Below are 12575 nucleotides of genomic sequence, written 5' to 3'. Positions count from 1 at the left end.
CGATCAGGCCTCGCCGAGATCGACTTCCGTCAATATTCCCTGGCGTAGCGCCAGCCGGACGAGCTCGATGTCGGAGCCGACGCCGAGCTTGTCCTTGATCAGGGAATGCAGGTTCGCCACCGTCTTCGGGCTGACATGGAGCGTCTCGGCGATCTCGTCCGTCGTGTTCTCGGCGAGCAGCAGCCGCAGCACCTCGAACTCGCGCGGTGTGAGGACGTCGGCGGCCGAGCTTTCCCCGGCGAGCCGGCTCAGTGCGAGTTCATGGTCGATGTCGGGGCTGATGGCGATCTTGCCGGCCAGCACGTCCATCACCGCGCGCACCAGCGTCTCCGGCGGACTGGTCTTGGTGACGTACCCCCTGGCGCCGGCGCGGATCGCTTGCACGGCAAAGCCGGCATTCTCATGCATGGTGAAGACGAGAATCCTCGCGCTCTTGTCCCACTGCCTGATGCGCCTGACCGCCTCGATACCGCCGATGCCCGGCATGCTCAGATCCATGATGACGAGATCGGGCGCCTCGGATTTGAACAGACGATAGGCCTCCGCGCCGTCGGCGGCTTCGGCGATGACGCGCAATCCCGGCTGCTTCTGGAGCACGGAGCGATAGCCCTCGCGGACGACGGAATGGTCGTCGACCAGCAAAATGGTCGCGTCGGCCGCGCTCATGCGGCGCGCTCCAGCGGCTGCCGATCGGCGGCTGCGAGCGGAATGACCACGCGCAGTGCGGAGCCTCCGTTCGGCGCGGCCTCGAAGCTCAATTGGCCGCGCAAGGCTGCGACGCGCTCACGCATGCCGAGCAGGCCCATTCCGGATTTCGCGACGGGATCGGTCGCGCGTCCGTCATCGTCGATCGCAAGCGCGATCTCGCTGGCCCCCATCGTCAATTCCAGGCTGACCCGCGTGGCGACGGCATGCTTGGCGGCGTTGGTGAGCGCCTCCTGCACGATGCGGTAAAGGCTGGCGCTGATCGTGGCCGGCAGCGTCTCGAAAGCCCCGTCGAACCGGATCGAGAAACGTGTCTCGCCGCGGCTGCGCCCGTTCCAGCCCGCGACCAGGCCTTCGAGGCTGGCGACCAGCCCGAGCTCCTCGACATCGGGTGGCCGCAGCCGGAACAGCGTGCCGCGCAGCGTCTCCATCATGCCGGTTGCGGTCCGCGCGATGCCGTCGCATTCCCCAAGCAGGGAAGGGCAGTCCTGCGCGGCGGTCTGGCGGGCGGAGGAGGCGAGCGCGCGGATCGCGGCGAGCGACTGGCCGAACTCGTCATGCAGCTCGCGCGCGAGGTGGCGGCGCTCCTCGTCCTGGAGCGCGATCAGCTTCCGCGTCAGCTCGCTGCGTTCGGCAAGCGCATTGTCGAGGCTTTCGGCAAGATGGTTGAATCCGACGCCGATCGCGGAGAGCTCGGCAAGGTCGAACGGCGGCAGCCGCGTGGTGAGGTCGTTGGCGGCAATCCGCTCGAGGCCGGTGCGGATCATGCGGGTGGGGCGCAGCGCGCGTGCCAGCGCGGCGTAGACCAGCGCGCAGAGCAGCGGCAGCGCGATCGCCAGCGCCAGCATCAAGCGGCCGGCCTCGTGCCAGGCCTCCGCCGTCTGTACGGCCGGCTCGACCGAGACCACGGCCTCGCCGAGCTTCGCTCCGCGCACGATCACAGGCCGTGCCGCTTCGCGGCCGGGGTCGAACAGGCCGCGATAGAAGGCCGCGAAAACTTGCGGCGGCGGGCTCGCCGGGACCGGCGCGCCGCTGCAGAAGCGCTGGAGGATGTCGCCGCTCGTGCCGCGGAACGCCAGGCACAGGCCGGGCGTCATCACATAGGCCGAAACGGGGTCGAGGTTGGGAAAGTCCGAGCGCGGGCTGGCGACCCACTGGATCTTGCCCTGTTGCAGCTCCAGCGTCTTCGCCACAATGGCGGCGATATCGTCGAGGCGCGCATGCGCCGCGCGGTCGGCCGTAATCAGGAAATAGGCGGAGATCGCGGCGAAGCAGGCGGCCGATATCGCGGCCACGCGCAACGTCAGACGGACTTTGAGATCGAACCTCGGGCGGTTCCACATCGGCGGGCACCTGGTGCGAACGGGTTTGTCGCGCCCGCATTAAACGGCAGAACGCAACCGGCGGAAAGCCGCCAGGCGTGACTACGGTGCACCGTCGTGAAATTTTCCCGGCGATCGCCGGGACCGGCGCTGCTGTATGGCCTGATTCCGCCGTCCAGATTGGCGCGCCGCTCCGTCCCACGAGGCCCTTTCATGCACCTGCGCCGGTTGATCCTCTCTGCTTGTTTCCTTGTCGTCCTCCCGGCGTCTTATGCGCTGGCCGGCGCCGAGACCGCCCTCGGCGTCGCCATGGACGACTTCAGCTATACCGATACGTCGGCTGAGCCGGCCAACCAGACCGCCGCCCACGAGCGACGGCTGTCGGCCTTCATGGCCGCGCTGCGGCGAGACATCGGCGAAGACCGGCGCTACCGGCTCGTGCCGTCGGCGCAGGACGGCGCGGCGTTCAAGGTCATCGGCGGCATCCAGAAGACGAGCACGTTGGTGCAATGGGCCAAGGTCGCCGTCATCGACGTTGGCGCCAGGAAGGTCGTGATGGACAAGCTCTACACCTTCCGCGGCGACAATGATGAATCATGGGAGCGCGCCGAGACCTTCGTGTCCCGCGAGGTTATGGCCGCGCTCGGCACGCCCGCGCCGATCGCGCTGACGGTGTTCGAATTCGAGCTCGACGACAACACCGCGGCACCGGCCGCCGGCCTCACGGCCGCAGATGCATCCTATCTGGCCGAAGTGACCGGCAGCGTCCGCGACGCCCTCGGCCAATCCGGCCGCTACCGCCTCGTCGATGTCGGCAGTGCAAACGAGGAGGCGGTGAAGGCGCGCGCGCTACGCGACTGCGGTGGCTGCGAGGCGGCGATTGCGCAAAGGCTCGGCGCGGATCAGTCGCTGATCGGGGTGGTGCGGCGGGTTAGCCGCACCGAATACACGCTCGGATTCCAGGTGCGCGATGCAAAGACGGGCGCCGTGCTCGCACGTGGCGACAGCGGCCTGCGCCTGGGCGCGGACTATTCGTGGAAAAGGGGCGCCGTGCGGCTGGTCAGCGATCGCATGATCGAGAACCAGCCGCGGCAATAGGCTTCAGGCGGCTTCAGAAGGTCAGCTGCACCTTCATCGACTGCGAGCGGTCGCTGGCGAGCTCGAATGCCGCGACCGCGTTCTCGAACGGCATCGTCGCCGTAATCAGCGGTTTCACGTCGATCAGGCCTTCGCCCATCAGCCGCACCGCAAGCTCGAACTCGGGATCGAAGCGGAAGGTGCCGCGCAACTGCAATTCCTTGGCGACGATGGAGTTGATCGGCAGCGTCATCTCGCCGCCGAGGCCGAGCTGCACCAATGTGGCGCCGGGCCTGAGCACGTCGAGCGCGGTGCGCAGCGCGGCCTGGTTGCCCGAGGCTTCGAACAGCGTGTCGAACACACCCTTGCCGGTGCGCCAGGGAGATCAAGCGCCGTGGCATCGGCCGCGACATTGATGGCGTGACTGGCACCGAGCTTCCTCGCGACCGCAAGCGGCGCCTCCGCGACATCGGTAACCGCGATCTCGGCCGCGCCGCCGAAGCGCGAGACCAGGATCATCAGTGCGCCGATCGGGCCGCAGCCGGTGATCAGCACGCGCTTGCCGAGCAGGGGGCCGGCCTGCTTGCCGGCATGCAGGCACACCGCGAGCGGCTCGGCGACCGCGGCTTCCGCCAGCGACAGCTTGTCCGCGATGGGCACGGCCTGCGTCGCATCGACCGTGACGAACTCGCGAAAACCACCTTGCACATGAGGAAAGCGCATCGCGCTGCCGAGGAAGCGGATGTCGAGGCACTGGTTGCGCATGCCTTCCTGGCAATGCAGGCACCGCCCGCACGGCTTGCTCGGATTGACCGCGACGCGCGTGCCGGCCTTTACGCCGGTGACGCCGTCACCGACATCGGCGACCACGCCGGCGATCTCGTGCCCCAGTGCCATCGGTTGCTGGATGCGCACGACGCCAAAGCCGCCGTGATGATAGTAGTGCAGATCGGACCCGCAGATGCCGCCGTTCGCGATCTTGACGCGGACTTCACCCGGACCGGGCGCTGCATCCGGATGGAGATCGATCCGCAAATCTTTCGGTGCGTGAATGACGACGGCGCGCATGGGTTCGTTCCTTGGTTTTTCGCGATCACATCGCGGCGATCATGCCGCCATCGACGTAGATGATCTGGCCGTTGACATAGGTCGAGGCCTCCGACGCCAGGAAGATCGCGGCGCCCACCAGCTCGTCCGGTCTGCCCCAGCGCTTCGAGGGGACGCGGCCCATCAGCCAGTTATTGAAGTCGGTGTTGTTGACCAGTGCCTCGTTCATGTCGGTCAGCATGTAGCCGGGACCGATCGCGTTGGCCTGGATACCATGCTGGGCCCATTCCACCGCCATCGATCGGGTCAGATTCTTGATGCCGCCCTTGGCGGCGGTGTAGGGCGCGATCGTCGGACGCGCGAGTTCGCTGCCGAGTGAGCCGATATTGATGATCTTGCCGTGCTTGCGCGGGATCATGCGCTTGGCCGCCTCGCGGCCGATCACGAAGGCGCTGGTGAGGTTGGTCTCGATCACCTTGCGCCACTCGTCGGTGGTGAACTCCACGAGCGGCTTGCGGTGCTGGATCCCGGCATTGTTGACGACGATGTCGACCGCAATGCCTTGTCTGTCGAAGCCGTCGAAGGCTGCGACGATTGCGGGCTCGTCGGTGACATTGAAAGCGGCGCCTTCGGCCTGGTGGCCGGCGGCGCGAAATTCGGCGGCGGTCTGCTCCACGCGCTTGGGATCGACGCCGTTGACGATGATCCTGGCACCGGCCTTGGCCATGCCCTCTGCGATGGCGCGGCCGAGGCCGCGGGAGGAGCCGGTCACGAGCGCGGTGCGGCCGGAAAGGTCGAAGAGGGCGGTGCTCATCTCAAATATCCCTAGGCGTTGGAACGGCGCACGGTCAGATCGGAGCGGTCGAATACGGCGGGCAGAAGGTCGACGCCGAGGCCGGGCCCTTCCATCGGATAGACAAAACCGTCCTTGATCGTGGGCATGGTGGTGACGAGCTCATTGTACCAGCCCTTGTAGAAGGCGCGCACCGATTCCTGGATCAGCGTGTTGGGCTGGCTGAACGACATGTGGATGGCGGCGATGAAGCCGATCGGGCCGATGCAGTCGTGCGGTGCGAAGGGCCGGTGATAAGTCTCGGCCATCGCCGCGATCTTGCGGCCCTCGGTGAGGCCGCCGGTCCAGCACAGATCCGCCATCACCACATGCATGGCATCGCGGTCGAGCATGTCCTTGTAAGGGAAGCGCGAGCCCAGCGTTTCGCTGGCGCAGACCCAGACGTCGGTGCAGCGGGCATATTCGGCCAGCGCCTGAGGCGAGTTCATCCGGATCGGGTCTTCGTACCAGGTCGGCTTGTAGGGCTCGAGAGCGCGCGCGATCTGTTTGGCGGTGGGCAGGTTCCAGAGCGAATGGAGCTCGACCATGATCTCCATCTTGTCGCCGACCGCTTTTCGGATCTTCTCGAACGGCTCGATCGCCTGCTTCATCTGCGCGGCGGTGATGTAGAGACCCTTGTTCTCTTGCGCCGCCGGATCGAACGGCCAGATCTTCATGGCGGAGATGCCGCTCTCCAGCAGGTTTTCCGCGAGCGCATCGGCGCGGTGCATGAAGCCGTCGAGATCCTCGTAAGGACTCTTGGAAGCACCGAGATTCCAGTTGGCGACCGGGCTGATATTGGTCGAGCGGACATATTGGGTGCCGGCGCAGGTGTTGTAGATGCGCTGCTTGTCGCGGCAGAGGCCGCCGAGCATCTGGTGCACCGGCTGATTGCAGACCTTGCCGAACAGATCCCACAGCGCGATGTCGATCGCCGAGGCCGCGCGATATTCGACCCCGGTCGAGGACTGTGCCATCGGCAGGTTCAGCATGTCGCGATGGATCGCCTCGATGTGCAGCGGATTGCGGCCGAGCAGGCGGCCGGCAAAGGTGTCGTGAATCTGCGCTTCGACCGCGCCGGCGCCGTAGAAGGTTTCGCCGAGACCGATCATGCCCGTGTCGGTGTGGACGCGCACCCAGATGACGTTGGAGAATTCCTCGGTGCGCAGCGTCTCGATCGACGTGATCTTCACGGCAATACTCCTCCCATCGCGGGGCGCGCGCAGCGCCGTCTTGTTGCCATTCTGCACCGCAGCATGGTGCGGGCACGGACGGAATCTTACGTCTGCTTGTAATATATCACAACATGTTTTAAGGATATCACAAGCAAGGCGCCGCTCTTCAACGACTGCGCGGGCCGAGGGGAGGGACGGCATGGCAACGCGCAAGCGCACGCTCAAGGTGGTGAGGAACGACGACGGCGAGGGCAAGCCCTCCCGCCGCAACCGCCTCAATTTCTTCGAGCTGGCCTATCAGAAGATCGAAGAGCTCCTCGTCCATTGCGAGCTCAAGCCCGGCCAGTTCATGACGATGCTGGAATTGCAGCACATCACCGGCTTCGGCCGCACACCGGTGCATCACGCCGTCAATCGTCTCTCCGCCGATACGTTGATCATCATCCGCCCGCGCCACGGTCTGCACATTGCGCCGATCGATCTGGCGCGCGAGCGCATGCTGCTGGCCTTGCGCCGCGACATGGAGCGTTTCGTGATCCGGCTTGCGGCCGATCGCGCCAGCCTCTCGCACCGCAATCAGGCGCTGCACATCGATAGGCTGCTGCGCGAGCGCCGCGCCAGCCTGACCCTTGACGAGTTCAACAGCATCGACCGCCGCATCGACGCGCTGGTCCTGGACGCGGCCGGCGAGCCGTTTCTGGTGCATACGCTGCGGCCGTTGCACACGCTGTATCGGCGCATCGGCTACATCCACCACCGCTTCATGCCGGGGCAGGCGGAGCTGTCAGGAACAATCGATCATCATCTGGCTATTCTCAATGCGGTTGCCAATCGTCGTGTCGAGGACGCCGTGAAGGCGAGCGATGCGCTGATCGACTACATGGGCGAGATGTTCACGGGCATGGAAGCCGGGATCGACCCGCGGCTGCTCGATTGCAGCATCGAGCCGCTGCTCGGCACGTAAAAGTTCAGGAGGACCAAGCATGTCGACGATGGCGATGCCACAACCGACGGCGAGCGAAGCCGCGGTCCGTTACCTCATCACGAACTACAGTCCCAAGGGCAACAAGGTCGGCTGGCTGATGATGGCCTCGATCCTGGTCGAGGCGTGGGATCTCTATTCGATCGCCTTCGTGCTGATCTTCATCAAGGAGCAGTACAATCCCGATCCGCTGATGCTGGGCTTGGCTGCGGCCGGCACGCAGGGCGGCGCCCTGCTCGGCGCGCTGCTCGGCGGTTGGCTGTCCGACAAGATCGGACGCCGCGTGATGTTCCTGATCACGATGGTGATGTTCATCGTGCTGGCGCTGGCACAGGCCGTCGTGCCCAGGCGTCGGCTGGCTCGTGGTGATCCGCTTCCTGCTCGGCGTTCCGCTCGGCTCCGACATCTCGACCGGCTACACCTACATCATGGAATCCATGGCCAAGGGTGAGCGCGAGGTGATGGGCAATCGCTGGCAGTTCATGTTCGCCGTCGGTGAAGTCCTCACCATCGGCGTCATCGTGATCTTCCTGCTGCTCGACATCCAGCACGAGATGCTGTGGCGCGTGACGCTGGGCCTCGGAGCGGTGCCGGCGCTGATCATCCTGATCATGCGCCATGACGTGCCGGAGACCGCGGTGTGGCTGGTGCAAAAGGGGCGCTTCCGCGAGGCCAAGAAGGTGGCGCGCGAGATGTTCAATGACGATCTTGCCATGCTGCCGGACCAGGACGTGGTGATGCCGAAGGTCAGCACCAGCGCCTTCATCGCGGACCTCAAGAAGGATCCGATCCGCTGGCGCGCGACGATCTACGGCTGGATCGCCTGTTTCGCCCAGGGTAGCGAGTTCTCGACCTTCGCCTTCTATTTGCCGGTGCTGTTCGTGATGGTGGGCGTGTCGAGCGTGCTCGGCAACAACCTCGTGACGATGGGGCTGTTCTGCTTTGCCGCGGTGTCGGGCTGGGTCGGGCCGCTACTGACGCCGAGGATCGGCCATCGCGGCATCGCGATCGCGGGCTTCTCGATCGTACTGGCCTCGCTGCTGGTCGCCGCTTTCGCGCTCTACACCGACAACACGATCCTGCTGCCGTTCGCGGCCGCCGCCATGTTGTGGGGCCATTATTGGGACGCGTCGAACTGCATGACGATCCCGACCATGGTCGCGAAACCGAAATATCGAGGCACCGCCAGCGGCTTCGCCTACATGTTCGTGAAGCTGCCGTCGTTCCTCGCGATCTTCCTGTTCCCGTCGTTGTTCGCGGCGATTGGGCAGGCCGGCGCCACGCTGTTCGTCGCGATCTTCCCGCTGATCGGGTTGCTCGCCGCAATCTTCATCCTGCCGGAAGTCTACGGCTACGAGAACGACTGACGGCAAAGCGCGATGATTTCATCGCGCTTCAGCCTTTTGCTTTAAGCATGATCTTGTCGGAAAACCGCTGCCCACTTTTCCAGATCATGCTCGTTACCTGATCGCGGCGGCCAAGGCCGCGATCAGGGCCGGCGGCGTCACCAGCATGCCGAGCTTGAGGAACGGCCAGGCGCCGACCTCGATCTTCTCACGCCGGAGTGCGACCAGCCAAAGGATCGTGGCGAGCGAACCGGTCACCGATAAATTAGGTCCCAGATCGACGCCGATCAGGATGGCGCTGACGACCGGCGCGGGCAAATGATCGCTGGCGGCGACCGAGCCGGCAACGAGGCCGACGGGAAGGTTGTTGGCGATGTTGGTGGCGATTGCGGTTGCGACGCCGACACTCCAGGCGGCTTGTGGCACGGATTGCGCCACCGCTTCGTGCAGCAGCGCGCTGAGCTGCCCGATCACGCCCGTCTTCACCAGCGCCTCGACCATCACGAAGAGGCCGCCGACCAGCGGCAGCACGCTCCAGGAAACGCCCTTCAGCACGGGGAGAGGCGACTGGCGGTTGATGAGCAGCACGGCGGCCGTCGTCGTGCTCCCGCAGAGGAATGTTGGCAGACCCAGTTGCAGATCGAGTGCAGAGGCCCAGATCAGCACGATGCCGATGGCGCCGATGCCGTAGGCGGTCAATCGGCCGCCGCGGCCGAGCTTGGGGTGAGGGGCCCGCATTTCGATCGATTCATTCTTGAGCTCGCGATGCAGCGCAAGGCGCAGTGCGACATAGGTGAGACCGATCGAAGCAAGCGACGGCAGGGCAAACTGGCGCAGCCAAGTCCCGAGATGCGGCATGTGCTTGCCGAAGACCACGAGGTTGGCCGGATTGGAGATTGGCAGCACGAAGCTCGCGGCATTGGCAATGAAGGCGCAGACGAAGAGATAGGGTAGCGGCTTGGCGCCCGCTGCGCGCGTCGCGGCGTAAACGGCGGGTGTCAGGACGATCGCGGTGGCGTCGTTCGACAGGAGCACCGTCACGAATGTGCCGACGAGATAGATCAGCAAGAACAGCCGCTGCGGCGAGCCGCGTGCATGTTCAACCGCGAAAGCGGCCAGATAGTCGAACAGTCCTTCGAGCCGGGCGAGCTCGGCGATCAGCATCATGCCGATCAGGAAGAGGTAGACGTCGATGCCTTTCTCGATTCCTGTGAGCGCATCCCGCCACGGCAGGAGGCCGAGCAGCACTAGGGTGCCAGCGCCGATCGCTGCCCAGATCGCCTCGGGCAGGCGAAAGGGTCGGATGATGACGCCTGCGGTCGCGGCTGCGATGATGCTCCAGGCCCAGATGGCTTCAGTCGGCACGGTTGGCAAGTCGATCTCCAAAATCCGTCCCTGACTACCGCGCCTCGGACAGATCCGCCAGCCTCAAAACTTCGCCGCCAGCATCGCTGCCGGTGCAAAGCTATTCACCGCGTCACCGACAGCTTCTCCGAGATCGCCTTTGCGCAGAATGCGCGATAGCGATTCTACCGAATACGGTTTCCGGATCAGCTCGAAACCGCGATGGGCGTTCTCGGCGAGCACGTTGCTGTAGCCAGAGGTGAGCACGACGGGCAGGCCCGGATAACGCTCGCGGATCATGCCGGCGAGCTCGACGCCGTTCATGCCGGGCATGATGACGTCGGAGAAGACGAGGTCGACGGCGAACTCGTTCTCGCCGAGGATGGCGAGCGCCGCATTGGCGTTGGCGGCGCGGCGGACGACATAGCCGAGGTCTTCCAGTAGCTCGGTGGAGAAGCGGCCGACCTCGTCATCGTCTTCCACCACAAGCACGCGATAGCCGCGCCCGGTGGCCGCGGTCTCAATGGTCAGCGCCGCGGCTTCCTTGTCTGTCGCGGGGCTTTGCGCCTGCGGCAGATAGATGGTGAAGGTCGCGCCTTCGCCATGCGTGCTCGTCACCGCGATGTCGCCTTCGGACTGCTTTGCGAAGCCGAAGGCCTGGCTAAGGCCGAGGCCGGTGCCCTTGCCGACTTCCTTGGTGGTGAAGAACGGCTCGAAGATGGCCTCGATATTGTCCGGCGCGATGCCACTGCCGGTGTCTGCGACCGAGATCGCGACATAGTCGCCGCCGCGCGATGATTGCGCGCGCAGCTGAGGGATGCCCCGAACCTTGCGCACGGCGATGGTGAGGCGGCCCTCGCCGTCCATGGCGTCGCGCGCGTTGATGGCGAGGTTGATCAGCGCGGTCTCGAATTGCGCGATGTCGGCGACTGTGAAGCAGTCGGCATCATGAACCTCCACCGCGATCTCGATGCGGCCACCGACCAGCGGGCGGACCAGTTGCGCGACGCCCTCGACCTGACTTCCGACGTTGAAGATCTGCGGTTTGAGCGGTTGCCGGCGCGCGAACGCCAGCAGCTGTGCGGTCAGCTTGGAGGCACGCTCGACGGTGTCGGAGATCGCGTCGACATAGCGGCGGCGGCGCTCCTCCGGCAGTTCGCGGCGGCGCAGGAAATCGGTGGCCGAGCGGATGATCGTGAGCAGATTGTTGAAGTCGTGCGCGACGCCGCCGGTGAGCTGGCCGATCGCCTCCATCTTCTGCGATTGCCGCAGCGCTTCCTCGCCGAGGCGGCGCTCGGTGATGTCGACAGCCTCGGGCACCGCGCCGGTGATGTTGCCGTGGCGGTCGAGCACCGGGCGCATGCCGAATTCGAAATCGCGCTCGCCGATGGGAAGGCGCAGGCGCATCTCCAGCCGCACAGCTTCGCCTTTGAGCACGGTATCGAAGGCCTCGCGCACAATCGCGCTCATGCCGTGGGTGCCGGTAAACCAGGGCGTCTCCCACAACGGCTTGCCGATCACGTCCGCGGAGCGGGCCTTGATGCCATCGAGGACGGTGTTGTTGGCATAGAGCAATTCGCCTTTGAGATTGACCAGCCCCTGATACTGGTTGCTGGTCTCCAGGATCGCGCGCAGCCGCGCCTCGTTGGATTCGAGCTCGGCGGTCCGCTCGGCGATGCGCTCTTCCAGCGTCTCGTTGAGCTGCCGCAGCTCGATCTCGGCTCGCTTGGCGGCGGTGATGTCGTGGGCGACGCCGATGAAGCCGATATGCTTGCCGGTCGGGTCCCAGCGCGGTTGCGACTCCGAGCGCAGCCAGCGCCATTCACCCGATGAATCCTTGTAGCGCGCTTCCAGCACGAATGGTTTTAGCGAGGTTTCGCCCTGGACCGATTGCTGCAGCACGTGCGGCAGGTCGTCGGGATGCAGCACCTTGCGCCAGTCGAAGGCAATCGCCTGGTCGTAGGGCAGGCCGACGAAATCGACATATGCCTGGTTGGCGAACGACCGTGTGCGGTCGAGTTTCGTGACCCAGATCGGCACCGGCGCGCTGTCGGCGATCAGCCGGAAGCGCTCCTCGCTCTCGCGCAGCGTCTCACGCGCGAGCGCCTGGGCGGTGACGTCGATATGGGCGCCTACGAGGCGGATCGCGCGACCGTCCCGGGTCGCGCTCGAACTTGGCGACGACGCGGATCCAACGGGTCGCGCGGTCGCTGGGACGGATGATGCGGTATTCGGCGGTGTAGTCCTCGCTGGTGCCGGCCAGCGTATCGAGGAAGTGCTTCACCGCGGCGTCCCGGTCGTCGGGATGAATGCGATTGACCCATTCCTCGTGTGACTCGTCGGCGGCTTCCGCCGGCAGGCCGTGGAGCAGCAGATATTCCGGCGAACGGCGGTTCTTGAAGCCTTCGCGGAAGTCGACCTCGAGACCGCCGACCTTGCCGATGCGCTGGATGCGCGCGAGCTCCGCCTCGCGCTCCTGGAGCGCGCGATAGGCATTGTCGCGCTCGCGCGCGACATCTTCCAGGTGCTGGCGCAGCCTTTCGGCGGCAATGGTCTCGGGCAAAGGATCGTTCAAGGCGTTGGCCGTTGTGATGCGTGAGCGCACGTGCCGGACCGATATTCACACAGACGAAGCGTGATGGCCATTGCTCAAAAGGGAATATGAAAGGAAAGGCGCCACCGAATGCAGTGCAGCGGGTATGAATGAACGCCACGTCTGGCTATTTGTTCCGAACATTGGAACGA

Annotated in this window: 7 protein-coding genes and 3 pseudogenes; 3 read left to right on the top strand and 7 right to left on the bottom strand. The window is 65.3% G+C overall.

The features are described from left to right. Window positions 1–3: 3 nt before the first annotated feature. Both ACVWW3_RS14380 and ACVWW3_RS14375 read right to left on the bottom strand, forming a co-directional pair. Window positions 4–666, bottom strand: coding sequence for a response regulator (locus tag ACVWW3_RS14380; RefSeq protein WP_456649544.1), 663 nt, complete (start codon window positions 664–666; stop codon window positions 4–6). Next, entirely contained in the window at window positions 663–2048 is a 1386-nt protein-coding gene (locus tag ACVWW3_RS14375) for a HAMP domain-containing sensor histidine kinase (protein WP_456649545.1), read from the bottom strand. The genes ACVWW3_RS14380 and ACVWW3_RS14375 overlap by 4 nt, the downstream gene beginning before the upstream one ends. Before the next feature lie 192 nt (window positions 2049–2240). Here ACVWW3_RS14375 and ACVWW3_RS14370 point away from each other — a divergent pair, with 192 nt between their 5' ends. Next, complete coding sequence (locus tag ACVWW3_RS14370) at window positions 2241–3125, top strand: DUF2380 domain-containing protein (protein WP_456649546.1); 885 nt, start codon at window positions 2241–2243, stop codon at window positions 3123–3125. A 13-nt stretch (window positions 3126–3138) separates the two neighbouring features. Here ACVWW3_RS14370 and ACVWW3_RS14365 read toward each other — a convergent pair. From ACVWW3_RS14365 to ACVWW3_RS14355, 3 genes and pseudogenes are all read right to left on the bottom strand, one after another. Further along, window positions 3139–4172: pseudogene (locus ACVWW3_RS14365) on the bottom strand (L-idonate 5-dehydrogenase). Between the two features lie 25 nt (window positions 4173–4197). Continuing rightward, the gene (locus ACVWW3_RS14360; protein WP_456649548.1) at window positions 4198–4965 is read right to left on the bottom strand and encodes an SDR family oxidoreductase; all 768 of its coding nucleotides are present in this window, start codon (window positions 4963–4965) and stop codon (window positions 4198–4200) included. Window positions 4966–4976: 11 nt separating this feature from the next. After that, window positions 4977–6176, bottom strand: a complete 1200-nt coding sequence (locus ACVWW3_RS14355) for a mandelate racemase/muconate lactonizing enzyme family protein (RefSeq protein WP_247445889.1) — start codon at window positions 6174–6176, stop codon at window positions 4977–4979. A 181-nt stretch (window positions 6177–6357) separates the two neighbouring features. Here ACVWW3_RS14355 and ACVWW3_RS14350 point away from each other — a divergent pair, with 181 nt between their 5' ends. Both ACVWW3_RS14350 and ACVWW3_RS14345 read left to right on the top strand, forming a co-directional pair. After that, the gene (locus ACVWW3_RS14350) at window positions 6358–7122 is read left to right on the top strand and encodes a GntR family transcriptional regulator (protein WP_247340773.1); all 765 of its coding nucleotides are present in this window, start codon (window positions 6358–6360) and stop codon (window positions 7120–7122) included. A gap of 19 nt (window positions 7123–7141) precedes the next feature. Next, window positions 7142–8507 (top strand): annotated as a pseudogene (locus ACVWW3_RS14345) (MFS transporter). Between the two features lie 93 nt (window positions 8508–8600). On the opposite strand, the gene ACVWW3_RS14340 reads toward ACVWW3_RS14345, so the two are convergent. Both ACVWW3_RS14340 and ACVWW3_RS14335 read right to left on the bottom strand, forming a co-directional pair. Beyond that, the gene (locus tag ACVWW3_RS14340) at window positions 8601–9851 is read right to left on the bottom strand and encodes an arsenic transporter (protein ID WP_456649824.1); all 1251 of its coding nucleotides are present in this window, start codon (window positions 9849–9851) and stop codon (window positions 8601–8603) included. A gap of 104 nt (window positions 9852–9955) precedes the next feature. Next, window positions 9956–12435, bottom strand: a pseudogene (locus ACVWW3_RS14335) (PAS domain S-box protein). Window positions 12436–12575: the final 140 nt, after the last annotated feature.

Source organism: Bradyrhizobium sp. LM2.9 (genome assembly GCF_054056555.1).
This window is presented reverse-complemented; position numbering and strand designations above follow the sequence as displayed.